At 50.6% G+C, this 25,233-nt stretch carries 25 protein-coding genes; 1 reads left to right on the top strand and 24 read right to left on the bottom strand.

Annotation, left to right across the window (positions count from 1 at the left end; all coding sequences use genetic code 11):
• Positions 1–114: 114 nt before the first annotated feature.
• From FXY30_RS03615 to FXY30_RS03565, 11 genes are all read right to left on the bottom strand, one after another.
• The gene (locus FXY30_RS03615; RefSeq protein WP_083428179.1) at positions 115–531 is read right to left on the bottom strand and encodes an FYVE zinc finger domain-containing protein; all 417 of its coding nucleotides are present in this window, start codon (positions 529–531) and stop codon (positions 115–117) included.
• Positions 528–1,604, bottom strand: a complete 1,077-nt coding sequence (locus tag FXY30_RS03610) for a DUF2871 family protein (RefSeq protein WP_071705352.1) — start codon at positions 1,602–1,604, stop codon at positions 528–530. Before FXY30_RS03610 ends, FXY30_RS03615 begins: the two co-directional genes overlap by 4 nt.
• A complete protein-coding gene (locus FXY30_RS03605; protein WP_071705351.1) occupies positions 1,576–2,169 on the bottom strand; it encodes a TetR/AcrR family transcriptional regulator in 594 nt (197 codons plus the stop codon). The genes FXY30_RS03610 and FXY30_RS03605 overlap by 29 nt, the downstream gene beginning before the upstream one ends.
• A 200-nt stretch (positions 2,170–2,369) precedes the next feature.
• Positions 2,370–3,305, bottom strand: a complete 936-nt coding sequence (locus FXY30_RS03600; protein WP_071705350.1) for a DUF4298 domain-containing protein — start codon at positions 3,303–3,305, stop codon at positions 2,370–2,372.
• A 93-nt stretch (positions 3,306–3,398) separates the two neighbouring features.
• The gene (gene rpiB / locus FXY30_RS03595; protein WP_071705349.1) at positions 3,399–3,833 is read right to left on the bottom strand and encodes a ribose 5-phosphate isomerase B; all 435 of its coding nucleotides are present in this window, start codon (positions 3,831–3,833) and stop codon (positions 3,399–3,401) included.
• A gap of 42 nt (positions 3,834–3,875) precedes the next feature.
• Positions 3,876–4,883, bottom strand: coding sequence for a D-allose transporter substrate-binding protein (gene alsB, locus FXY30_RS03590; protein WP_071705348.1), 1,008 nt, complete (start codon positions 4,881–4,883; stop codon positions 3,876–3,878).
• 24 nt (positions 4,884–4,907) lie between these two features.
• Complete coding sequence (gene alsK / locus FXY30_RS03585; protein WP_071705347.1) at positions 4,908–5,819, bottom strand: allose kinase; 912 nt, start codon at positions 5,817–5,819, stop codon at positions 4,908–4,910.
• Positions 5,807–6,499: a D-allulose 6-phosphate 3-epimerase gene (gene alsE, locus FXY30_RS03580; RefSeq protein ID WP_071706089.1), complete on the bottom strand. Its 693-nt coding sequence runs from the start codon at positions 6,497–6,499 to the stop codon at positions 5,807–5,809. The genes alsK and alsE overlap by 13 nt, the downstream gene beginning before the upstream one ends.
• A 91-nt stretch (positions 6,500–6,590) precedes the next feature.
• Entirely contained in the window at positions 6,591–7,634 is a 1,044-nt protein-coding gene (gene alsC, locus FXY30_RS03575; protein ID WP_269457028.1) for a D-allose ABC transporter permease, read from the bottom strand.
• Positions 7,555–9,072, bottom strand: coding sequence for a sugar ABC transporter ATP-binding protein (locus tag FXY30_RS03570; RefSeq protein WP_071705345.1), 1,518 nt, complete (start codon positions 9,070–9,072; stop codon positions 7,555–7,557). Before FXY30_RS03570 ends, alsC begins: the two co-directional genes overlap by 80 nt.
• Positions 9,050–10,054, bottom strand: coding sequence for a LacI family DNA-binding transcriptional regulator (locus FXY30_RS03565; protein ID WP_071705344.1), 1,005 nt, complete (start codon positions 10,052–10,054; stop codon positions 9,050–9,052). Before FXY30_RS03565 ends, FXY30_RS03570 begins: the two co-directional genes overlap by 23 nt.
• Positions 10,055–10,369: 315 nt before the next feature.
• Here FXY30_RS03565 and FXY30_RS03560 point away from each other — a divergent pair, with 315 nt between their 5' ends.
• Entirely contained in the window at positions 10,370–11,944 is a 1,575-nt protein-coding gene (locus tag FXY30_RS03560) for a helix-turn-helix domain-containing protein (protein WP_071705343.1), read from the top strand.
• A gap of 75 nt (positions 11,945–12,019) precedes the next feature.
• Here the strand turns inward: FXY30_RS03560 and map are convergent, their stop codons facing one another.
• The 13 genes from map to FXY30_RS03495 form a co-directional block, all read right to left on the bottom strand.
• Positions 12,020–12,820 carry a type I methionyl aminopeptidase gene (gene map, locus FXY30_RS03555; RefSeq protein WP_071705342.1) on the bottom strand — a complete coding sequence of 267 codons (801 nt, stop codon included), beginning with the start codon at positions 12,818–12,820 and terminating at the stop codon, positions 12,020–12,022.
• Entirely contained in the window at positions 12,817–13,191 is a 375-nt protein-coding gene (locus tag FXY30_RS03550) for a type II toxin-antitoxin system PemK/MazF family toxin (protein ID WP_071705341.1), read from the bottom strand. Before FXY30_RS03550 ends, map begins: the two co-directional genes overlap by 4 nt.
• The gene (locus FXY30_RS03545) at positions 13,179–14,564 is read right to left on the bottom strand and encodes an NAD(P)H-hydrate dehydratase (protein ID WP_071705340.1); all 1,386 of its coding nucleotides are present in this window, start codon (positions 14,562–14,564) and stop codon (positions 13,179–13,181) included. Before FXY30_RS03545 ends, FXY30_RS03550 begins: the two co-directional genes overlap by 13 nt.
• Complete coding sequence (locus FXY30_RS03540) at positions 14,561–15,895, bottom strand: amidohydrolase family protein (protein ID WP_071705339.1); 1,335 nt, start codon at positions 15,893–15,895, stop codon at positions 14,561–14,563. Before FXY30_RS03540 ends, FXY30_RS03545 begins: the two co-directional genes overlap by 4 nt.
• On the bottom strand, positions 15,879–17,276 hold the full coding sequence (locus FXY30_RS03535) for a GTP pyrophosphokinase (RefSeq protein ID WP_071705338.1): 1,398 nt from the start codon (positions 17,274–17,276) through the stop codon (positions 15,879–15,881). Before FXY30_RS03535 ends, FXY30_RS03540 begins: the two co-directional genes overlap by 17 nt.
• A 66-nt stretch (positions 17,277–17,342) precedes the next feature.
• Positions 17,343–18,140, bottom strand: a complete 798-nt coding sequence (locus FXY30_RS03530) for a nitroreductase family protein (RefSeq protein ID WP_071705337.1) — start codon at positions 18,138–18,140, stop codon at positions 17,343–17,345.
• A gap of 198 nt (positions 18,141–18,338) precedes the next feature.
• Positions 18,339–19,223, bottom strand: coding sequence for a metallophosphoesterase family protein (locus tag FXY30_RS03525; protein ID WP_071705336.1), 885 nt, complete (start codon positions 19,221–19,223; stop codon positions 18,339–18,341).
• Positions 19,224–19,326: 103 nt separating this feature from the next.
• On the bottom strand, positions 19,327–20,019 hold the full coding sequence (locus FXY30_RS03520; protein WP_071705335.1) for a V-type ATP synthase subunit D: 693 nt from the start codon (positions 20,017–20,019) through the stop codon (positions 19,327–19,329).
• Complete coding sequence (locus tag FXY30_RS03515; RefSeq protein ID WP_197675349.1) at positions 20,016–21,506, bottom strand: V-type ATP synthase subunit B; 1,491 nt, start codon at positions 21,504–21,506, stop codon at positions 20,016–20,018. The genes FXY30_RS03520 and FXY30_RS03515 overlap by 4 nt, the downstream gene beginning before the upstream one ends.
• A complete protein-coding gene (locus FXY30_RS03510; RefSeq protein WP_071705334.1) occupies positions 21,499–23,274 on the bottom strand; it encodes a V-type ATP synthase subunit A in 1,776 nt (591 codons plus the stop codon). The genes FXY30_RS03515 and FXY30_RS03510 overlap by 8 nt, the downstream gene beginning before the upstream one ends.
• A 13-nt stretch (positions 23,275–23,287) precedes the next feature.
• Entirely contained in the window at positions 23,288–23,596 is a 309-nt protein-coding gene (locus tag FXY30_RS03505; protein ID WP_071705333.1) for a V-type ATP synthase subunit F, read from the bottom strand.
• On the bottom strand, positions 23,589–24,653 hold the full coding sequence (locus FXY30_RS03500; protein ID WP_157885031.1) for a V-type ATPase subunit: 1,065 nt from the start codon (positions 24,651–24,653) through the stop codon (positions 23,589–23,591). The genes FXY30_RS03505 and FXY30_RS03500 overlap by 8 nt, the downstream gene beginning before the upstream one ends.
• The gene (locus FXY30_RS03495; protein WP_071705331.1) at positions 24,653–25,207 is read right to left on the bottom strand and encodes a V-type ATP synthase subunit E; all 555 of its coding nucleotides are present in this window, start codon (positions 25,205–25,207) and stop codon (positions 24,653–24,655) included. Before FXY30_RS03495 ends, FXY30_RS03500 begins: the two co-directional genes overlap by 1 nt.
• Positions 25,208–25,233: the final 26 nt, after the last annotated feature.

Raw genomic sequence — 25,233 nt, 5'->3', positions numbered from 1 at the left:
CACCACAAAACCCCGGCCTTGCCCCGTCGCCTCTTCGACGAGTCCCGACCGCTGAAAAGAAAGCAGCGAAGGGACGAGGAGAAGCGAGCGACGGGGCAAGGCCGGGGTTTTGTCTCACATGCGTACAATAAAGGAATGCCCACAGCTCGGACAATGAATCTTCACCTTGCCGACCGTTTTGGGAATGCGCACGGTTTTTCGACATTGCGGGCAGCGGAAGTAGCGGTGTGTTTTACGGTCACGCCATTTGCGCCCGAAGAGACGAAGGCGGGAGCGAATCCCGGCGGTTGCGCGCAAAAAGGCAGCATTTTCGCGCTGTCTTGCGGCAACATTGCGTGAAAATACACGAAACAGACTGTAAGCGAGCAATAGCAGACCAAGATAATACAGCGCTCGGCGAGGGACGAACCATTGCACGATGAGCAGTCCCAACCCGAAAAAATACAGTACACGGGCTAGCATGTCGAGCCCATTTCGTCCGATCAGGGCACGTTGCAAACGGACACGTACGCGTCCGAAGAAGTCTTTCAAATTGATTCCTCCTGTGGCAATTTATGCGTTTTCTCTTTCAACAGAGAAAGCATCGTCCAAACCACGCCGATGCCTAAGAGAATATGACCGATTCCGGCCATGCCGGAAAGCATAGCGTCCGGAAAGAGAACCGCTCCTTCCGCCGTAATAGTATATATGCCGCGTACCATAAAGGCAACGACCGTCCAGGTGAGGCCAATGACGTAGACTCCAAGCGGCCGAGCATAGCTTTTCAGCGCCTTCTCCTGCTGCAAGAGGGCAAAAAACAACAGGAAAAACAGGAATCCTAAGACCAAGAGATGGACATGCACGACGCGCAGCGCGGAATACATCGTCCATCCAAAAGCCTTAGTAAATTCACGATAAAAGACACCTCCGCAAAGGCCAAGCATTAAAAACGTGATGGCCTGCTTGAGAAGTGCTGTCGGATGAAACGTCGGAATAAAGTGACGATACCCTACGCGAACCAAAAGCACATAGGCAACGGTTTTCGGAATCATCAGAAGGCCAAGAAGGGGAGCAAAGCGGGCCCCGATGACAACGGGCGCATAGAACAAAAAACTGGCGGCAATCAAAAGAGCGGTATGCTTCAGACCCGGTTTCTCGTTCGCCTTAGCCGTCCAGACCACGAGCGCCAGGCCGAGAAGAGCGAAGGGAACGTTACGAAGAAGGCCGAAGAAATAATTGCCTTCCGTTCCCCACTCGTTTTGCGGCAGAAGGACAAGAAGAAGTCGAAGTGCGACGAGAATATACACCAAGTTGGTCTTTCGTTTATCGTTGTCGCCGCTCATGCTCTGATAGTAGCGATAAAAGAGGAGATAAAAGATGGTCATCGTGATACTGGTAACAAATTCTCCCCAGGAAAGCAGAGGAATATAGCGATGGAAGCCATCCTGTGTAAGATTGCTCATCACGCGCGGAAGCAGGTGAAAAGCGTCCCCGAGGCCGAGCAAAACAGCCATCAGCCCGAATGTTTTAGCGTCTCTTCCATCTTCCATTAAAAGGCGAATCCCCATGCTGAGGACCACGCCCAAGTAGGCAATATCAAAGAACGGTTCCATCAGATTCATCATTTTGCAAGCCTCCCTTCAGCCAACCAAGATAACGACGATACTGCGAAAGGAATTCCTCCCGGCTCCACTCTTCGGAAAATAAACGCCGAATCAGGTGATGCACCACGGCGCGCAGATAATCCACTTTCTCCGGATCCACCCACTGTTCGATGTCGCGGGTATAGTCCTCGCTCTCTTCACGGTAACGGCGCCATTCACGCTCCAAGGCGGCGTTCATAAACAGATAGCGTTGCCGATACAGACCATAGTGCTCGGGATCGTACAAAAGCTCCGCCGCCGCATCGCCGAAAGCATCCAGGGCCGCAAAAAGGTTGCCCTTTGTCTCGGCAATGAGGCGGGCAAAGAGGGAATGCACCTCTGTCAGCTCCTGATCCAATACGTAGAAGTAGCAATCATTTAACGAGGAAAAATATTGATAGAAACTGCCGCGCGGAAGATGCAAGCGTTCCACAATTCTCTTTACCGTAATCTCCTCTAACGGAAGGGACTTAAATTCATCAACCAGCACACAGTAAATTGCCTTACGCTTGTCATCCCCCAAGCGAAAATAGGTTCCTGTCGGCATACTCTCTCCTTTTTGATCACCCGCACGGCTTCGAAAAAACGCCTTTTTCCCTATTCGAAACACGGAACATATGGCTTTCATGAAACAACACAAAAAATGACACCGTGTCATTTATGACACGGTGTCATTTTAGATCCTATCGATATGCTTGTCAAGAGAACAAGAGAAACACAGCGTTACACGATGAAAAAAGCGGAGCGTTACCGGATCAGCAAGGCACGGGCCAAAGCACGCATGCGTCTTGCCAGCGCATCCTTTTCACAAAGCACATCATAGGGCAAATCTTCCGTCAGCACACCTTGGTCGATCTCTTCCGGAATGATGCCGAGTGAGGAAGCCTCATAGTCATCCATCCAGTCTCGCGAAGAGTAATATGCATCAAATGCGTCGCTCTGCTCTTTAAAGGCTTCGAAATGATCCAGCGCCTGATTGAGCTCTGCCTGCAGGGAGGCCAGTTCGTTCATGACCTTTTCCATCCGTTGGACACGGGCGATGCGCTCCGCACGGTTTTGAGAAAGAATCTCCCTTTTCTCTTCCTCCATCGACTCCGAAGACTCCTCCGGCTCTTCGGAATCTTCCTCCTCGTTTGGGCCGGTCGCAAAGGCTTCTCCGACACGATCGTCCACAATATGATAGGCGTTTTCGATGGGATTATAGGTGAGTAACTCCATTTCCTCTACGTGCAGTTGCCCGGAGGAATCCAGAAAGGTTTCCTCGGCCGCCATATTTTGCACCTCGCCCACCAAATGCCCATCGGCCGCATCATAGGTGAGCAGTGTGCATGCCATGACCAAGGGAAAGCCGGCAAACACCGGGGCATCCACGTGCTCGCTTTTGGTAACCGACCAACCGGTTTGCTCCACTTTATCCGCAACCGTCTTGCCGGAAACGCAGCCGACGAAATCCGCTTCCAGTCGATGTTCTGCATCCGCCAGATGGATCGTAAATGCTTTCGTCCGCAAAAGATTCTCCACCGTTTTATGTTCGCTGCTCAGATACAGCGAAACCGTTTCGCTATCCCGCATGCATCCATACGCGGCATTCATCGCATTGGGTGTTCCGTCTTCATTGTATGTGCCGATAATCAGCACCGGCATGGGCATGAGATAGGGCTTTACGCCCAAATTTTTATACATGGTTCCTCCCGTCCTCTCTGCAAGAGCAAAAGCCTGAGAGCAGATTCCTCTTCCCTCAGGCTTTTCCGAGCTTGCAGGCATCATCGCATTCGTCTAGCAGACTTCCTCAATCTTCTCGACGCGACGCGCATGTCTTCCACCTTCAAATTCCGCATCAAAGAAGGCGTCCACGATGCATTTTGCCAATTCCTCGCCTACGACGCGCGCGCCCATGGCGATAATTTGCGCGTTATTATGCCGTACTGCCATCGCGGCCGAATACGGCTCGGAACATACTGCGGCACGAATGCCCGGAACTTTATTGGCTGCCAGCGAAATGCCAATACCCGTACCGCAAATGAGCACGCCTTTATCCACTTCGCCTTCCGCCACTTTATGGGCGACAATATGACCATAATCCGGATAATCTACACGTACGCCCTCATCCGTTCCATAGTCAATGCACTCGTAGCCTTTTTCTTCCAAGTGTGCCATCAGCGCGTGTTTTAAGTCCACGCCGACGTGATCACAGCCAAATCCAATTTTCATTCTGTTCCTTCTTTCCGTACCGAAACGCCCTTCGGAAATAGTTTACTTCGTGATCAGCTTGGATTCAACCGGCAATACCTTCGCTTCTGCATTCGGGTCAACCGTGATCTTGTTCTTCACAGCCTCTACCATCTCACGCAGAGAGGTGCGGCCGATCCCCGCGGGATCCTGTGCAACGGTAGCGGACAATTCGCCTTTTTCAATAGAAGCAACGGCTTCCGCATCGCCGTCCGTACCAACAACCAGGATTTCCCCTAATTTATTCGCATTCATAACCGCCTGCAAAGCACCTAAGGCCATGCCGTCGTTGCAGCAATAGATCGCTTTTAGGTCCGCATTCTGTTGAATAAAGCTGTTCGCAACGTCCAATGCTTTTTGACGATCCCAGTCGGCAGGAAGAGAGCCGACCACTGTCATTCCGGCCTCTTCAAACGCTTTTTGTGCACCATTTTTACGATCTTCTCCGGAAACATTGCCCGCTTTTCCTTCCACAATGGCAACCTTGTCGCCTTTTTGGATTTTTCCAATGATGAAGTCCGCCGCTTTTTTACCAACGGCCACGTTGTCCGTCGTCGCAAAGCCGATAACCGCGCCACCCTGTTGTTTCAGTTGATCCATGTCCAACTTCTCGTCGATGTTCATGACATAGATGCCCTTCTTATACGCTTCGGCAACGGCCGATACGGCGTTAACCGGTGAAAGCGGTGCAATTCCGATCGCTTTATAGCCCTTGTTCACCGCATTCTGTAAAATGTTCAGCTGCTCTTCCGTATTTTCTTCACTCTGCGCGGAGAAAATATCGACTTTAATTCCCAGTTCTTTCGCTTCCTCTTCCACGCCTTCCTTCATCTTGACCCAAAAGTCGGAAGCCTGGGTTTTCAAGATCACCGCATACTCCGCATTTCCACTCTCTTTCGAGTCCGTGGCTTGCGCACTTTGTGATTCCTCGGCGGACGAAGCAGGTTCTTTGCCCTCGTTGCTCTTACCGCAAGCGGCCAGTCCAAAGACCGTAACGAGACAAAGTAGCATCAACAATACACGTTTTTTCATGATCTTCTCCTTTTCCATTACAGACTATTTTTCACTTTCCTCATCATAAAAGAATCTTGCAATTGCTGCACCGATAACCCCATTTTCATGTCCTGTTTCCGGGAAAATATATTCCAAGTCCTCTGCGGGAACAGGATGCTTTACACGCTTCGTCACCTCCTTTATAAGCTGCTCTTTTGGAAAATCGTTCATGCCCACTACACCACTGGATAAAACAATCAAATCCGGATCCAAAAGCGTAATTTCCGTAGCCAGTGGATAACTCAATGTCTCGATAAAGTGCCGTATCGGCTCGGTGTCTCTGTGAAGGGTAAAAACGTCGCCAATGGACGTGTCCGGAAAATACCGTTGCTGGATACGCTCCAGTGCACGACCGGAGGCAAGCATTTCCACGCACCCCTTTCCTCCGCACGGGCAGGCAATGTCTTCCCCGTAAAGCGGAATATGTGCCAATTCTCCGGCGACCCCATGTTTCCCGCGGAAAATTTCTCCGTTGAGCCAAATAGGATTTCCTAAACCCGTGCCAATATAAAACCCCAGAATCGTTTTCGTTCTCTTCGGATCCAGCCCCAATTCGTGAATATCATAAAGCAGGAGGTGGTTGACATCACGATCGACGGCAACCGGTAAATGCAGCGCTTCACGAAGCAAGGTAGCCAATTTCAACTCCACTAAACCACCCAGGTTTGGTGCACGATACACATAATCGCGATCACGGTCCACCATGGAAGGAACGCCAATACGAATTGCCTCGATATCGGTAAGAGCATACCGTTCCATATAGTTCCGAAGAAAATCCACCAGTTTTTCTGAGGAATCCGGCTCACGAAGAAAGGCACTGGAAGACTTCTCGAAATGCGAAAGATGCAATTTCTCGTCCACGACACCCAGGCGAATATTCGTGCCCCCGATATCGATTCCGATTACTTTACGCATAATGATTCACCCGTTTCTTCCTCATAGATCCGTTCCATCTTCTCCCAGGCTTTTTCCAAGTCTTGGTCGAGACCGAACAGGCCGCTGCTGCCAACAATGAGAATTTCCGCTCCGGCAGTACGGAGACGCTGATAGGTGTTTTTATTACAGGATCCGTCCACTTCAATGAGAAACTTGGCCCCTGTTTTTTCTTTATATGCACGAATTTCGGCAATCTTATCCAACATTTCTTCTATAAATTTTTGGCCTGCAAAGCCGGGATCGACCGTCATGACGGTGATTTTGTCCACCTTATTCACGTAGTGACGGATCGCATCAAAAGGCGTTTCCGGACTGAGCACAACCCCCGCTTTTTTTCCACGAGAATGAATATGATCAATGAGACGAAACGCTTGCGCAACAATGGTTTCCGATTGCATACAAATCCATTCCACTCCCGCATCGATGAGAGTATCGACATAGTCTGCCGGATCGGTGACCATCAAGTGGCAGTCCAAGGGGAGTTTCGCAACAGGTGCAATGGCCTTCACGAAGTCCGTTGATAGGGCAAGGTTTTTGACGAAATGGCCATCCATAATATCAATGTGAAAATAATCCGCACGAGTGTTGAGACAGGTGATTTGCTCCTGCAGATGCAAAAAATCCATGCACATCAAGGAAGGAGAAAATTGTACTTTCATGGTTTTGCCTTTCTACGCATTCCCATTCCGTTCGGAAATGCAAGGGTTACGAAATTTTTTCTACGACACACGGTGTTCTGCCCTTAGCTTATTATGCTTTTTTCGTTCCGATGATACGGTCCAGCGTAACCGAAATAATGATGAGCGAGCCCATGACAATCTGTTGATAGCTGCTGGGAACGGTCATGACGGTCATGGCATAGTTGATTAATCCGATAATAAGACCACCGACGACGACACCGGGAATTTTGCCCTTGCCACCGAAGAAACTGGTTCCGCCAATGATAGCCGCTGCAATGGCATATGTTTCAAAGCCGCTTGCAGCCGCTGGCTCTGCAGCGCCAACACGGCCAAGAAGAACGATGCCTGCCACACCGGCACAAAAGCCGGAGATAATAAACACGATCAGGGTATGCAAGGAAACGTTAATGCCGGAATACCAAGCCGCCTCTTTGTTGCCACCTACGGCATAGATGTTGCGGCCCACTTTCAGACGCGTCGTGAAGTACCAGAAAAATCCGGCAACAAGAAGCGCAATAATGGCGGTCACCGGAATGACAAAGATGCGAGCGGACATAAAGCTTGAAAAAGCACCGGAAAACCCAAATACCGAACGAGCATTAGTGCCGATCAAGGTGATGCCTCGAAAGATCGTTTGTGTGCCCAATGTAATGATAAAGGGATGCAGCCCGGTTTTGTTCACTAAAAAGCCATTCATCGCACCAAGTAACGTAGCGATAAGGATGCCGAGAAAAACCGCTAGTACAATAGGAACTTCCATGATCATGAGCTTTGCCACGACAAAGCCGGTAAACGCGGCAATGGATCCGATGGACAAGTCAATGCCGGCGATTAAAATCGCAAAAAACTCGCCCACGGCCAGCAGAATGTTGACGGAGCTTTGCGCCAAAATCTGCGGAATACTGGATGGATTAAAAATAGCACTCGGACGCAAGATCATAAGAATCAACAATAGGATGCAGAAAATACCTATCGTCCCGTACTTGCTCCACATCGTTTGAAACGAGCGACGTTCCTTCATAGTTTCCTCCCTCTTATGCCCCCGTGGCAGCTTTGATAATTTTTTCTTCCGTGGCTTCTTCAATGGTAAATTCTGCTTCCGCCTTGCCTTCATGCATGACAATAATGCGATCACATACCGACAGCAATTCCGGCAATTCGGAGGAGACCACCAAAACACCTTTGCCACTATCCGCTAATGCAAATATTAATTGGTAGATCTCCGCTTTTGACCCCACATCGATTCCCTTGGTCGGCTCATCAAAAATGATCAGTTCCGAGTCCGCGGCTAGCCACTTCCCTAAAATAACCTTCTGCTGGTTTCCGCCGGATAATTCGGTGATATTTTGATCCATCGAACGACATTTGACTCGCAAACCGGTTAATTGTTCCTCAGCCCATTTGCGTTCCTCGGCAAAGTTCAGTTTTCCGAGAACCCCTTTGCCGCGCGAATTTTTGATGAATGACGCAATGGAAATATTTTGTTTTAAATCAAAGTTGTCTAAAAAGCCCAGCTTTCGACGATCTTCCGTCACCATGGCAAAGCCATTCTTGATCGCCAAATAGCTATCGCTGTTCTGGATGGGTCTTCCTTTATACAGCAGGCTGCCTTCACTCGGTTTGTCAATGCCGAAAATAAGATTCATCAACTCCGTTCGTCCGGCACCGACCAAGCCCGAAAAGCCAAGTACTTCGCCACGGCGTAATTTGAACGATACGTTTTTAACCATGCCATCCGTACGAGAAAGGTTCTTTGCCTCCAGCATGATTTCGGCATCGGAAAAATCGTGTTTGCGATTCGCTCGATGGGTTTCATCCAACTCGCGACCCACCATCATCGAGATGAGGTCTGCGATTTCCACGTCCTTAACCATCTTGGTCCCCACAAAGGTGCCATCCTTCAGTACAGAAACCCTATCGCCAATCATCTTAATTTCACGCATTTTATGCGTGATGTAGACAATCGCTTTCCCCTCTTTTTTCAGCTGCTCTACCAAGGTGAATAAGGTATCCACCTCGTTTTCAGTCAGCGACGTTGTCGGCTCGTCCATGATGATGACGTCCGCATTGGTTAACAGCGCACGAGAAATTTCCACCAACTGTTTTTCTCCGATGCTCAAATCTTCTACGGGAGTGTCTAGAGAGCGACGAACCCCGACTCGTTTTAAAAGTTCCTCTGCTTCTTTGCGCATCGCAGCATAATCGACTACGGAAAGGCCCATTCTATTCTTCGTCTTCAAGCGCCCGAGATACAGATTTTCCAAGATGGACAATTCATTGATGACACTGAGTTCCTGATAGATAATGGCGATACCGTTTGCTTTTGACTCATTCGGCGTCATCGCCGAATACGTCTTCCCGCGAATGATCAGCTCGCCTTCGGTTGGCTGATAAACCCCGCTTAGAATTTTCATTAGCGTGGACTTTCCCGCACCGTTTTCGCCAAGCAAAATGTGCACTTCGCCTGGATAAAACGACAAATTGATATTGGATAATGCGACCACGCCGGGAAATTTTTTCACGATATTCTTAGTCTGAATAATTGCGTTCATTGTCTCCCTCTTTTCCATAGTCCACCAGTTGAACCGGAACAATTTTGCTTGCCCAAGCAATGCTTTTTCCTTCCATCATGCGCAAAAGCGTGGAACATGCAATGTTCACCAGTTGTGTTGTGTCCTGACGAATGGTCAAAACAAATGGAAAGGCTTGACGAATACTGGCGTTGCCATCAAAGCCGATGACAGTGACATCCTGCGGTATGCGTCGTCCCGCGGAAAGCAGAGCTTGACTCACGCCCATCGCCAATGGATCATTGGTACAAAATACGCTGTCAAATTCTTCTTTTTTCTGCAACACCTCTTTCATACATTGATAGCCGGCCGAACTGATCGGAGATGCCACCGAATGCACCAACACGGTTACATTGTTTTTGAACATCGTTTCCAGAAAACCGGTGCATCTCCCTTTTACGGCACTCGTCTCACAAACATCACGAATAAGGAGCGGTTGACTTCGGCCCCTATGGAGTAGCGCTTCGGCTGCTATTTTCCCGCCGCTTGTATTGTCGGAAACAACACAGGGTCCACTTTCCTCGGAATAGCGGTCAATATAGACGATGGGCACGTTCTTTTCAAAAGCCGTTTTGACGCCCTGCTTTCGTCCCTGTATATAAAGCAGGCCATCCACACTTCGGTTTTGCAGCTCCCGCAAATATCCGCCTTCGATCTTTTGGCTCTCATCCGATGCGCAAATCAACGTGACATAGTTTCGCTCCAAAAACCAGAGGCTAATTTGTCGCGCAATGCGCGCAAAGAACTCGTTACAGATATCCGGGACGAGCAAGCCGACAGTGCGGGTTTGGCCGGTGCGAAACGCTCTTGCCAGCGAATTGCTGGAAAACCCCGTTTCTTCAATCACGTGTTGCACATGACGATAGGTCTCTTGTGAATATCCTCCTTTTTGATTGAGCACACGCGAAACGGTGGCAATCGAAACGTTTGCCTTATTTGCAATATCCTTTATGGTTGGTTGCACGCCTGCCTCGTTTTCTACTTTCCCGATACGCTAAGGATTTTGCGCCTATATTTCGGTTGCGAGTAGAGAAGTTATCTCGTTTTTCGTTACGTAAACGTTTACGTAACGTTTGCCACTCCTATGAATTAAATTTATTATAAACACGGTTTCGATACACGTCAAGGAAATGTTTTCATATGTCAAGGCACATGTCAAAGCACACTTTTCCTTGACTACAAAAAAAGAATGCGCTAAAGACAAGAAATTTGTAATATAATATAATACGTTAACGAAAGAAGTTCTCTACCTGAAAAGGAGAATAGAAAGAGGAAAGCCATGCGCGAACTTATTTCCAATGCCGAAAATCGGCGGCTGTTCATTTTAGAATATTTTATCTACGGTAATCCCCGTGTATCACTGGACGATCTCAAGAAAACACTGCATATGACAGATAGCACCCTGATTGCTGATGTGGAAAAGATGAAAGCAATGTATCCGGGGTTAAGCCTGCGTATTTCCGACGGCTATTTAAATGCCTCGTTTTCCCCCACGTTTCAACCGGCTGAAATCTATGTGCCGATTACGCACAATAAGTTAATTTTCCGCCTTGTGCGCCGCATCTTTTTTGAAGAGGATCTGGCATTGACCACCTTGGCGGCACAGGAACATGCTTCCGTTTCCTCCGCGTATCGACTGGTGCATGAATTCAATGCCATTGCCAAAGAGCAATATCACTTGCAAATCGAAAGCAGCCCCTGCCACATCGTTGGGAAAGAAGAAGCCGTTCGAGCATTCTATCGAGATTTTTTCCTGGAACTGTATCCCGGAAAATATCAGCCGTTTTCTGCGGATTTCATGCAAAATTGTCGAAACTTTGTGCGTGATTTTGCCCCGTTTTTCAACCAAATGACGACGCTTTTCCCATTGGAGACTTTTGTGTTGCTCATCGCCATTGGGGCCACCCGGTATCGTCAGGGGCACCGCAAAGAAAACTTTGCCTTTTCGGAAGACTTTTGCGCTCTTTATGAACAATGTGCAAAAGAAAATAGTTTTATCAAAAATTGTGAATACTATAGTGAAGTCTTCGGTTTTCCTCTGGATCAAGATGCTCTCTTTGATCTGCTCTACCCTCTTCCCGAACAAGGATATCGTTTATCCTTTTCACCGGAAAAGGCGACTGAAGAAGATCGCATCGTGGAAAAATCGCTTACAGCATTGGCCAAGCGCCATACCATTGAGCTGGATGATAGTCTGCGCCTTGCATTCCATCTGAACAATGCGTTTTTCTTAGCTCGACGCGACTGTTTTCACCCCATGATCATCTTCAACTCCGCCGCCATTCTCTGCATGAGTGCATACATCAATCACTACGACTTCACCGTTGATGCCATGAAGGAACTGCATAGCATGCAAAAGAATATTTGCGGAACAGCCACTTTTGCAAATACCATCCATCTCTTTTATATCCTTCACCAATATTGGACGGGATTATTGAACAGCCTTCGCCGACAATACGCGCGCTTGAATATAAAAGTGGAAAGTCATTTCGGCCCATCCCATGAAGCCTTCATGAAGGAAATGCTCTCCTCCATTTTTAATGTCTTCGCCAGCTTTACTTCCCATACGGAAGCGAAAACCGCGAAAACGCCCATGGAACCGATTCATTTGCTCATCACGAATCTTCTCACGCCCAACTTGGATGGAGATGAGGTCGGGCAGATTCTCCGCGTTCGGGATAGTTTTCTAAGCAGTAATGCGCTCTTTGAAATCGGCGACATGATCCAAGCGATCTATGATGAGAAAAATGAACTGACGGTCAATATTGACACCTTCCTAAATATGTTCTGTGGATTTCAAGGTGCGGAGAAAAGTCTTTCGCTTTGTTCCGGAAGAAAAAAACTCTTGTTTTAATCTCTCCTTCGATTTCGTCAATCAACCTTTAAAAAAGCCCATCCTCGCACTGCTGCGGATGGGCTTTTGCTGCTCTTAAAAAACATAGGAGTCGATCCAAGCGATCTCCTCATTCGTCAGGGACGTATTCTTCTGTTCCGTCAACACTTCCGGGCCATCCGGGCGCACGGCGATCGTATGCTCATATTGGCAGGACTTCTTGCCATCCCTTGTGCGGGCTGTCCAACCGTTAGAATCCAGCACAACCGGCCAGTCTCCCGCATTGATCATGGGCTCAACGGTAAGTACCATGTTTTCACGCAATCGAATGCCACGCTGCTTGGTGACATAGTGTAAAACTTGCGGATCCTCGTGCATTTCCTTGCCGATGCCGTGTCCGATAAAGTCGCGTACCACCGAGAACCCCTGCGCCTCGACGAAGGGCTGGATTGCCTCTCCGATGGCTACCAGACGATTTCCCACACGCACAGCATCCACGCCCCGATAGAGCGCCTCCTTCGTCACGTCCATCAGCTTCTGATCCTCCGGCGACAGCGTGCCGATGGCATAGCTCCAACAGGAATCCGCCAAATAATCATGATAACGTACAACATTATCAATCGACAGAATATCCCCTTCTTCCAATTTCCGCTCGCCGGGAAAACCGTGACAAACTTCGTCGTTCACGCTCATGCACAAGGCGAACGGAAAGCCCTGATAGCCCTTCTGTTCCGGCGTCGCATCCTTATAGTGCATGAACGCTTCGGCAAAAGCATCGACCGATAACGTCGTGAGGCCGGGGCGAAGGATGCGACGGATCGCCAGATGCGTTTTACATAGAATCTCGCCGGCTGCCTTCATGCCTTGAATTTGTTCTTCCGTTTTAATCGTAATCATTCGTTTTCTCTTTTCTTTTTCCGTATCGACAGGAGACCGACGGAAATACCTAGCGCTTCATCAATACGCGCCATGATCTCCTCGTCGAGAGCGCCAATTTTCATTTGCAGGCGCTTTTTATCAATCGTTCGCAGCTGCTCCAGCAGCACCATGGAATCTTTGGGGAGATCGCTCCGGTGCGAAACGGGAACATGGGTGGGCATTTGGTTCTTGCTCCGTCGGGAAGTGATGGCTGCAACAATAATGGTCGGACTGTATTTGTTGCCGACATTGTTTTGTAAAACGACCACGGGACGCACGCCGCCCTGTTCGGACCCCTGTACCGGATCCAAGTCGGCAAAAAAAAGATCGCCCCTGGTCACCTTTTGCATGCGTTTCCCCTCTCTCCTTGCTCGTCCTCTTCCTGCTCGCGCAAAACATGGAACAGCCGAAATGCCTTCGGTAAATACATTAGCAAATCGGAAGCAATCATGCACTCTTCTTCCAACGCTTCGCAGGCGAATTCGCCTGCCAGACCATGTAGATCGCAGGCCAGACGTGCTGCCATTCGCGCCGGATAGCCTGCCGCTAAGAATGCGGCAACCATGCCTGTCAGGACGTCACCCGATCCGGCCGTCGCCATGCCCGGCGTTCCGCTGGGATTACAGGTTGTGTTTCTTCCGTCCGTGATGACGGTATCCGCACCTTTCAATACTACAAGAGCACGATGGTCCAATGCAAATCGCTCCGCCGTTTCTTTACGATGCGCGCGAACGACCTCCAACGGGGTGGCGCTGAGTCGGCTCATTTCCATTTCATGAGGCGTGAGAATCACATCCTGTTGAAGCGTTTTTAAACGCTCGGGACAAGAAGCGAGCGCATTGATGGCGTCCGCATCGATGATACAGGGAAGGGAAAGGCGTTCCAACACGCCGGATACAAAAGACGCCGCTTCGGAAAAACGGCCCATACCCGGACCGATGGCCATGCAGGAACAATCCGAGACCGCGTCCATCACCTCCGGCAAACGTGCCATCGTAAAGTGGCCGCATCCATCATCCGGTATCGGACGAACGATGGCTTCCAACAACTTATTCTGCACCGCCGAAGCGATACTTTCCGGCACGACGGCATAAACGAGCCCGGCACCGCTGCGAAGCGCTGCTTGTGCTGCAAGGCACACCGAACCGACCATCCCCTGAGATCCACCGACGATGGCAACCTTTCCGTATTGCGTTTTATAGCCCGCCCGATCACGCCGCAACAGAGAGTCGGCAAGCTCGCGATGCTGTCTTCCCGACTCCTGTAGCAACGCCAAAGCACGCGCCGAAGGCCATGCGGATGAAGACGACAACCGGTTTGCAGAAAGGGACGATTCCACGGCTAAAGATAAATCTGCGATTGGATCTGGCAGGAAAACGCATACGGCTACAGCGACACCGGCATCGTGCGTGATGCTGATTTCGGCACGATTCGCAGAAAGATGTTGCAGCAACACCAACGCTTCCTCGTAAAGCTGCACCTCCGGACGTCCGGACGCCTCATGCGTGATTTCCACGGATTGAAACGGAATCCTTCCGATGCCCACTCCCAAAGCCTTAAAAACGGCTTCTTTTGCCGCGTACAGTCCTGCCATGGTTTCCACGGGATGCGGACTGTTTTCCAAATAACGGCGCTCCTCTTCGGTAAAAACGCGACGCATAAAGGAAGGCCCTTGTTTTCCGGTGGCGAAACGTGCAATCTCCACGACATCGATGCCTATCATGCGCGTTGTCCCTTCTGTTTGTGAAGCGTACGCCAGGCGCGCTCCGCCTCCTGACAAATGGCTTCTTCGTTTTGTCCCGGAAAGCGACCGTCCTGCATCCGAATTATGCCGTCTATCATGGTCAGCCGCACGTCGTCCGAAGACGTCGCATAGACCAGCGCCGCTTCGATATCCTCGGGTTTCGGCGTATGCCGAACGTGACGGAAGTCCACCAGGATCAGATCCGCTTTCTTCCCGATTTCAATACTACCCAGCTCTTTCTCCTGTCCGATGGCTCGTGCACCGCCACGTGTGGCCATCCACAGCATGGTATGCGCATTGGCAGCCGTCGGATCGAGGCTATGTCCTTTTTGGATGAGCGAGCCCACGAGCATTTCGCGAAACATGTCCTGCGCGTTGTTGGAGCTGGGGCCATCCGTACCGAGCGCAATCGGCACGCCCGCCTGACGTAATTTTCCCAATGGCATAAAGCCGCTTGCCAGCTTCATATTGCTCACCGGATTATAGACGCAACTGGCGCCGCGCGCCGCAATACAGGCAATATCGTCGTCATCCAGCCAAACCGCATGCGCCAGCATCGTATTCGGCCCCAAAAGGCCGGCACGATCCAACAGCATCGTAGGTGATATGCCATAGGTTTTTCGACACTGTTCGTCTTCTTCGCGCGTTTCCGCAAGGTGCAGGTGAAAGCCGATTCCCCACTTTTCGCCCAGCGCTTTTACTTTTTGCAAGGTCTCCGGCGAGCAGGTGTAAACCGCATGAGGCGCCAAGCGCATGCGAATGCGCCCATTAGCCGTTTGATATGCTGCAAGGCGTCGAACCTCTCCCGGCCGCGTGGCGACGCTACCATCCGTAAAGGCGGAACACAGCAGCGCACGTATCCCCATTTGCGTGACGGCCTCGGCAATGGCATCTTCCTCCATGTACATGTCCGCAAATGTCGTGGTTCCTCCGCGCAGCATTTCCAGAATACTCAGCTTTGCTCCGGCAACAATCTCTTCACGCGTCAGATGCGCCTCGAGCGGCCAAATATAGTCCTCAAGCCATTCTTTTAAGGCTACGTCGTTTCCGTAGTTGCGAAAAAGGCTCATGGCCAGGTGCGTATGGGCATTGATCAGGCCCGGAAGAAGCACATCCCCTTGGGCATCGATCACGTTCTCTTCGACAGTGTGATCGTTTGGTTCGCCGTCACGCTGCAACGCACGGCCAGGGGAACACGTCGAGAAGATATCGACAATGCGCCCGTCTTCGATACATACCGTGGCCTCGCGAAGAATATCTCGCGCATCGTTCATGGTCACGACGGTTGCATTTTTAATCACCGTTCGCATGTTTTTCCTCATTTTCTAACGCTTCCGATTCGAACGATTCCGGCGCACGCAACGGATAAAAACGCCGAAAATGTGCCATGATCGCTTCTTTATCGTGTGGATCCTCCGTTCGCAGTGTCACCGAGACGTTACGCTTCAGCGAAGCGGTCCCGGAGCGAATAAAATCCTTTGGAAGAAGTCGAGTCATCGTTGCATGCTGCAAATACCCCTCGGTCATGGCATCAATCAGATCTTCGGCGTCCTCCCAATCCCGGCCTTCTTCACGATAGGCCTCGCGAATGGCGTTAATCACACGAAAATACAGATAGTCTACAAAGGTGCGAAACAAGTTGCGCGGTTTCATGTGCGTATTAAGGTCGAAAAGAATATGCACCAGAAGGTTCCAGAGAATATCTTCGTTCGCAATTTTTTCCAGCCGTACGCCAAAGGAAGCGGTCATAGGATCATGGTAATGAATCGGCGGATCAAAGACAATGCGCTCTCCGAAAAGCTCCAGCACCCGTTGCCCGCTGAACGCATCATCCATGATGCGCAAAAACTCCGTCGCGTACTGTTCGCGTGATTCGTACTCCACCCGCGCAAAAAGAAAGTCGGTAATCAGATCAATCGCCAAACGAAAATCAAAGCTGACGTGAAACTGTTCCCGTAAGGGCAGGAGATACGCGTCCTGCACCAAACGACCGATCATGGTTTTCAGCTGCTCACGCGCCTGAAACTGGTCCGGCGCATCGAGTGTACCGAGCTGATCGTAGAGCATCTCCATTTGCCGGTCGATAATAATCAGGTCGCCCATGATGGAGTCCATGATGTCATGCACAAATTTTTCTGTCAGCACATAATTGTAATTTTTATACAGGATTTTATGGTCAATTTCATTCCAAAAAACGTTGACAATGCTCTTGATCTGCAGCTCAAAATTCAGCACTTGTTGGCCCAAAAAATGGCCGTCGATGCGATAAGAACGATACCCGTTTTTCTGATTTTTAGGCTGTGGTTCATCTAAGCGCAATTCGATGCGCGGATCGCGATCACATTGATAAAAGCCATCCGAACGCTTTGTGGGAAAGAGCTTGAACAAGGCACGGTAAATCTGTTCTTCGTCGCGGATAAATCGGCATTCGATGCGGCTGCCGATCAGATCGGAAATATGGCCGAACAGCTGCTCGGCGGAAACGGTATGTAACAAATTTTGACGAATAATCTTTTCTTTTAAGCTGTCATCCGCCTTCACGCGCGAGGTGTAATTGACAAAGCTGTCTAAATGACCAAAGCTCTGCTCAAAAAACGAGTCAATGGCCTGCTGCGCTTCCTCAATTTCAAAACGCAACGAATGTTTGAGGTCAATCGCTTCATCAATATAAGAAAAAAGAGGTATTTTCACGAAATTCTCCTTTGTCCTCCACAGCCCTTCCGTATCGGCTGTGCCTGCACTGCCCTACAATTCGAATCATCGATTTTCTTCCGGCGATACATGAAATCCGGAATCGGATAAAAATGAAATCAAGTGATCACGGCCGTCCGCCGCGCCTGAAAAGCTTCGAAGAACCTGCTCCGTGAACGAGGGAAGCGTTTTGTCCGGATGACGAAGATCCGTATAGGTTTGCATTTGCGCATCATAGGCATCCAACGGATCCAAATACGCGTTATCCGTGGGATACGTGTTTTCGAAAAAGCGCATCGTCTGTGGCATTCGCGGTTTTTGTTGCGGCGTTTCGCCCGGATGGCCAAAAATCACTGCGATTGCCGCATACGTGCCGGTCGGTAAATGAAGCGCCTGGCGAATATGCGGCGGATCATTCGCGATGCTGCCGATGAAGGCGCCTCCAAGCCCCAACGCTTCCACGGCGTTCATGACATTTTGCGCCATGAGCAGCGCATCCGCGTAGGCGGACATAAATTTCCCCATGCCGATGACGGGCTTCTCACCCGTTTTTTGTTCCACGATGGTTGCGTTGCGATGCAGATCGGCAACGAACACCCAAAGCTCCGGAGCATCGGCAACATAGGGTTGCCCTGTCACCTCACCGAAGACTTTTCGCAAAGAATCTTCTGTGACACGAAGCACGGAAGCCGTCTGCAGGCCCATGGCGCTTGCGGTGCGATCGGCTATCTCCTTAATTTTTGCAAGCTGTGCTTCCGTGATCGGCTCGTCGGTAAATTGGCGAATGGTACGATGTTGCCGCTGAAACGCCAACACATCGATTTGCTGCGCCTGCTCCGAAACGTTTATATCTTTCTGTTTCATCTTCTCTCCTTGTATCACAAAAATGATGCCGTTTCATGAAAGTTGTTTTTTCTGTCCGATCGGCTCCTTTCTCCGGGCCGTTCGTCTCTCCTTGACTACCGCTATCCATATACCCCGAAACGGATGGTCGGATAACGTTTTCTTGCAACCTGAAAAAAATCGCGCCGACGCGCGAATTGTTTTTGTCTCCTCCAGGCCTTATGCTCTCGCGGCCGGACGCGGTGAAAATTCCAGTTGAAAACTGCTTTCATCCGCATTTTGCTGCAGAGTTAAATCCTCCACCTCAGCAAATTGTTGGTCATTCTTCTTGCGCATAAAAGTGCCTACCGAACGAATAATCACTTTTGCGGAATGCAGCATCTCCGGATCGGTGATCGCCACAGATTCCATGCTGAGATTGCCTTCTTCCAGCGTGAGCACACGAATCACGGGCTCATCCAAAATATCGCTGAATTGCAAAAACGCCCAGTTCTTATCCACATGGTAGCAGTCTTTATGCTTGTGGCCATTAATATAAATCGCCGTACCGCTCTTGAGTTCCAGCACATCGTCCAGTGACATGTGTGTGAGATAACGACCTTGACTGTCCGTCATACGAACATGATTACATGGATGATGCGCGAACACCACCACCGGTTTTGAACCGGCACTGAGCAGTTGGTCGCAAATCCAACGGGACTGTTCGATTCCCATGTAGGATGAATTCTTGCGAAAGGCCGCAACGCGTGCGGTGTCCAAATACAGCAAACGCACATCTTCCTGATCGTCTGCACGATAGAGCCAGCGCAAACCGCTAATTTCCCGGAAGGTTTCTTTTCCGCCAAAAAGGATATCGTGGTTGCCAATAACCGGCTCAAAACGCTGATCTTCTCGTTTCGTTTCGTTGATAATCGAAAAGATCTCGCGAAGCTGTCGTTTTGTACCAAAGTGGGTCAAGTCTCCCAAGCAGACATAGCGATCCGCCTCGATGGAAAAGAAGGTACGAAAGAAGTTGGTATAAAATTGTCGATTCAAGTTTCGTTTGGCGGATCCATGCAGGAGCATGGAGGTATAGTGCACATCACCGATGCAGGCAATTCTCATCTTCTGTCCTTTCCAATGTCGGCAGAGGCTCTGCCGAATCGTCCATACTATACCACGGAATTATGAAGGGTGCATGAAGGAGAATTGCCTTTTTCACTCTGCGCTACTGATTGGTTTGTAAAAGCACTTCAATATCGTGGCGGCCTTCTTCCCGCGCCTGGGAGATAAGATCCTTGATCTTTAACAGGCGGGTGATCGTCGCCCGATCTTCTTCTTCCAATTTCATGCGGATATAGGTGATGGTTTCCTCGAGATCCGGAATCGTCCGATACTCCAGTGCATTGACGCGCCGCCGTGTGGATTCGATCTCCTTGGCCATCAGCTGACAGCTTTTTTCCAGCTTGGCCAGTTTCAACAGACGATCCATAGCGCCATTTAGTTTTTTCAATGCCACATCCAATTCAACCGAGGTTTGTGCGAAGCCATAGGGATAGATATTCGCTTCTTTCCCCTCCTCGACACCGCTGCGCACAAAAGTAAACGCCGGAATGCGCACGCTCATGATATTTTCTACGTGCACGTCCACGCCCATGCGCTGTTTAGAGCTTAACAGCGCATTTTCAAGCATCGGGTCGGACATGACAGCGCTGGCCATGGAAAAGGCGCGAAAAGCTTCTTGCAGCTCCTTTTCCACCTCTTCGCGCAGCGTGCGGTTTTCCTTCGCCAACGCGATAAAGCGGCGCATGAGCTCATCCTGTTTGTCTTTTAGCAGCTTATGACCGCGCTTGGCGGTTTTCAGGCGATCTTTCAGGCCCGTCATCACCATTCGCGTCGGGTTGACATTCAGGCGCGTCATTGCGCTTCCTCCTGTCCCTTTCCACGATTTTCTTCATGTGCAGATTGTTCCTGATGGAACTGTTTCTGCTTCATCATCGCCACGCGTGCAATAGCATCCGACTCAGCCCCCGTTCCCTCCGGACCAAAGTGCTCATTAATCATGTCATCCTTGATACGCTTGAGTTCCTCACGCGGCAGCATGCGCAACAGTTTCCAGCCCAGATCCAAGGTTTCCTCAATCGTTCTGTTGGTAGTAAAGCCCTGATTCACGTATTCCTGATCAAACGCATCCGAAAAATGCGCAAAAGCGATATCCGCATCGGAAAGAGCCGCTTCGCCGAGGATGGTGGAAAGCTCCTTGGCGTTACGTCCCCGCGCAACGGCGGCATAAATCTGGTTCATGGTAGCCGCATGGTCTTTGCGCGTCTTACCTTCGCCAATCCCCTTATCCTTCAAACGTGAAAGGGATGGCAAAATATCGATGGGCGGGAAAATACCGCGATTATAAAGGCTTCGGTTCAGAATGATCTGTCCTTCGGTGATGTAGCCGGTCAAATCCGGAATCGGATGGGTGATATCGTCCTCCGGCATGGAAAGAATCGGAAGCTGCGTGATGGAGCCTTCACGTCCCTTAATTCTTCCGGCGCGCTCGTACAGCTGCGAAAGGTCGGTATAGAGATAACCGGGGAAGCCACGGCGTCCCGGCACTTCTTTTCGGGCAGCGGAAACTTCACGCAAGGCCTCGGCATAGTTGGTCATATCGGTCATGATGACCAAAACGTGCATTCCCTGCTCAAAGGCGAGATACTCCGCTGCCGTCAAGGCGATACGCGGTGTGGAAATGCGCTCAATCGTCGGATCGTCCGCCAAGTTCATAAACAGCACCGCACGGTTGATGGCGCCCGTCTTCTGAAAATCTTTAATAAAAAACTGCGCTTCTTCAAACGTAATGCCCATGGCAGCAAACACCACGGCAAATTTTTCATCCGTACCGCGCACGGTCGCCTGACGAGCAATTTGCGCCGCCAGCTGATTGTGCGGAAGACCGTTGCCGGAGAAAATCGGCAGCTTTTGTCCACGAACGAGTGTATTCAGGCCGTCAATGGCCGAAACGCCTGTTTGAATGAATTCGGACGGATAGAGGCGCGAATAGGGATTGATGGCGGAACCGTTGATGTCCAGTCGTTTTTCCGGCAACAGCTTCGGGCCGTCATCGATGGGCTCGCCCATGCCGTTAAAAACGCGTCCGATCATATCGGTGGATACGCCAATCTCTTGCGGATGCCCTAAAAAGCGCACCGAGGTATCGCGCATGTTGATGCCGGCAGAGCCTTCAAAAAGCTGCACTAAGGTTGCTTTTTCGCTGACTTCCAACACCTTTCCGCGTCGCGTGGTTCCATCCTGAAGCTGCACTTCCACCAGTTCCTCGTATTTCACGCCCTCCACGCCGGTTACCAGCATGATCGGGCCGGAAATCTCACGAACGGTTTGATAATCCTTAATCATTGACGACCTCCTGCTCCTGCATCAGCGTTTGGAATGCCGCTGTCATCTCCTGACGGAGGGAATCCATTTCATTCAACTGCTCTTCGGGAATCTGACGCATACGCACAATGCGTTGACGGATGGGCATACTCTCGATCTCTCGCAGATACACGCCATGTGCCAGCGCTTCCTGCGCTTTTTCGTGGAAAGCAAGAATGATGGTCAACATCTCGTATTGTTTCTTCGCCGAACAGTACGTATCCACATCATCGAAAGCGTTCTGCTGCAGAAAATCTTCGCGCAACGATTTTGCCGTAAAAAGTTTCAACTGATCTTCCGGGGAAAGAGCATCTTTGCCGACCAGACGAACGATCTCCTGCAAACTCTGCTCTTCGGTAAGAAGTGCCATCGCCTGTTGACGATGCGCAGCAAATTGCGGATGCACCGCTTCGCAGAAATAATCATCCATTTTATCTTGGTAGAGGGAATAGCTCTTCAACCAGTTGATAGCCGGGAAATGACGCGCATAGGACAAATCGTAATCCAGTCCCCAGAAGACTTTAACAATACGCAGAGTCGACTGTGTAACCGGCTCGGAAAGGTCGCCACCCGGAGGAGAGACTGCACCGATAGCGGTAAGGGATCCTTCGCGATCCTCGCTGCCGAGGCACTTCACAATCCCGGTGCGCTCATAAAAGCTCGCGATGCGCGACGCCAAATAGGCAGGATAACCTTCATCGCCCGGCATTTCTTCCAGACGACCGGACATCTCACGCAGAGCCTCTGCCCAGCGCGAAGTGGAGTCGGCCATGAGCGCCACGGAATAGCCCATGTCGCGATAGTATTCCGCAATGGTCATGCCGGTATAAATAGACGCCTCACGTGCCGCCACCGGCATGTTAGAGGTGTTCGCGATCAAAATGACCTTCTGCATCAGGCTCTTGCCCGTGTTCGGGTCCATAATTTCCGGAAATTCATTCAAGACGTCGGTCATCTCGTTGCCGCGTTCACCGCAACCGACGTAGACAATGACCTCGGCATCCGCCCACTTGGCCAGCTGATGCTGAATGACCGTTTTTCCGGAACCGAACGGGCCAGGGATAGCGGCTGTTCCGCCTTTTGCCACCGGGAAGAACGTATCAATGACGCGCTGTCCGGTAACGAGTGGCACCGTCGGATCCATCTTTCGTGCCACCGGGCGTGCCTGGCGAACCGGCCATTTCTGCGCCAGACGCAGCTCCTGTTTCTCTCCGTTTTCGTCTTCTAATGTACCGATCACGTCTTCTACCGTGTATGCGCCGGAGGCCAATGCGGTAATCTTTCCCTTTTGTCTCGGTGGAACCATGATTTTATGTTCGAGCACTTCCGTTTCCTGCACGATGCCTAAAACATCCCCTGCCGAAACGAACTCCCCAACCTTTGCGGTCGCAACGAAGTCCCATTTCTTTTCGTGCGAAATGGCCGGCGCGGAAACACCACGCTCCAAAAAGTCGCCCGCTTTTTCCGCCAAATCATCGAGTGGACGCTGGATACCGTCATAGATCTGACCGACCAATCCCGGCCCCAACTCCACGCTTAGCGGCGCCCCCAACGAAGTAACGGGTTCTCCCGGTCCGATACCCGTGGTCTCTTCATAGACCTGTATAAAGGCGACGTCGCCCTTCATCTCGATGATTTCGCCAATCAGCCCTTTATCCGAGACTTCCACCACATCCTGAATATTGGCATCTTCCATTCCGCCGGCCTCAACCAGCGGTCCGGATACTTTAATGATCGTTCCTTCTTTCAATGTGCCCTCCCGTCTAAAAGATATTCATGCCCACGGCTTTTTCAACATTAGCTGCAATTTCTCGCATGCCGATGCCTTGTGAGCCGCTGCTGTTCGGAATCATAATAATGGCCGGAACGGCCGCATTTTGGTAATGGGAAAGCGTCTCCTCCGCCCGTTCCGCCAGCTCTTCCGTCATAAAGATGACGGCGTAATCATCGCGGGCAAGACGTTCCACGGTATTGCGAATTTCATGGTCCTCTGTCGGCGTAAACACTTCTACACCGAGCGCCTCAAAGGCCAGCACCGAATGGCGATCGCCAATCACTGCTACTTTATGCATGACGGCTCCTTTCCACCTGCGTTCCTGACGTTATCGTACGCATGTAGGACGCAATTTGTTCCGCAGGAATGCCAACGCGCTTTGCGCCCAGAACGATGTTCACATCCTGTATTTCCGTTCGCACGCGGACTAAATAGGAAAAGAGTAACGCCAAGCCGGATTCTTTTCTTCCGCCTTCTACCGCCAAAAGGAGCGATACATGGTCGCGCACCCTTTCCACCTCGTTCATATCTCCTGTTTGCGCAAAGGCTTCCCAGGCGTTTACCGTCTCGTTGGATGCACCGGCGCGATGTAACATCGCACAGAGTTTTTCGCGATCCACGCCGCTTAAGGCATTGGATCCGTCTTCTACCACCGGTGAGGATACTTTCGGCGACAGCAGATCTTCCATACGAATGGTGCCACCCGGTAAAAATACATGCGTTAAAAACGATTTGGGTTGCTGTTGTACGCGGGCACGGAAAAAGGAAAGCAGATTGGTAAAATCCGTCATCTCTCGCGCATAACGCGCAAAGAACGCACTCTTCGTTTGCTTGCTTAACGCATGCAATTCTGCAAAATAGGCACGATCCAGCAGGAAATCCACCTCCTGCGCATCGCCTGTTTCTGCCCAAACCTTGGCCGCCTCAACCGCCGTCTGTTCCGCCAAGTTGGCGACGCCGAAGGTTTTTTTCTCGGCGATCTGCTTCTTGATCCGCGGTATAAAAAGCGTGCCGAATGGAAACAGTAAGGGCTCAAAACGCTCGAGCTCGGTTGATGCTTTGACCAGAATCTTCAGATTGTGGTAATCGTAGCGCAGAAACAGCAAACGCCTGAGTTCCGGCTCCCGCACGAGATCAAGGATAAAATCCGCCTGTTTCTGCAATTCGATTTTAAGCACGTCGGAAAGCACGGGAGACTCCCCTTCCGCGAAGAGCGCTCCATATCGTGTTTCTTTCAACACTTGTATCGCAGCGTCATAGTCAGGCGCTTCCCGCATACGATCCCATTGTCCGGGCGTGATCAGATCCTTTTCGGCCATGTGAATGCGCATGGAAGCAAAGGCTTGATTATCCATCATTCCTCTCCTTCCGCCATTGCGCGAATGACCTCCTGCTCCAGATCATGCCGCATATACTGCAGGATCTCGATGTAATCAAAATTTTCGCGCATGCCTGCACGACGAACACGAAAGCCGCTCACGAAGGAATCGGATCGTTCCACCTTTACGCCCGGTGGCGTTTGTAGGCTACTTTCCTGCGGCAATTCCAAAACCGCCTCTTTTGCCAAAGGATGGGCTACAAGATATGCATCCAATGCTTGTTGCAAACGTGCCGGATCCAAGTGCCGCAGCTTCTCTTCCGCAAGGGCAAAAACATTTTGCACGAGTTCCTGCTTCGCGCTCAGGCGCGCATTGCGATCGTCACGTTCCTCTTCCGCCTGCACGCGATCGACGATCGCCGCTTTTTCACGTTCGGCATGAGCAAGAATATTCTCTGCCGCAAGACGCGCTTCCTGAAGTGCACGGCCTCTTTCTTCTTGCACCTGCTTCTTTGCTTCATCAAGCAATTTTGTTTTCTGTTCGTTCGCATCCATGCGAATTTGTTCAATCAGTTGTTCCAGTTGGGCCATGTCTTCCTCCTTTCTTTGTGGAGAAA

The organism is Murdochiella vaginalis (assembly GCF_902381775.1).
Taxonomy (GTDB): Bacteria; Bacillota; Clostridia; order Tissierellales; family Peptoniphilaceae; genus Murdochiella; species Murdochiella vaginalis.
The sequence above is the reverse complement of the archived record's forward strand: the minus strand, read 5'-3'. Positions and strand labels throughout refer to the sequence as shown.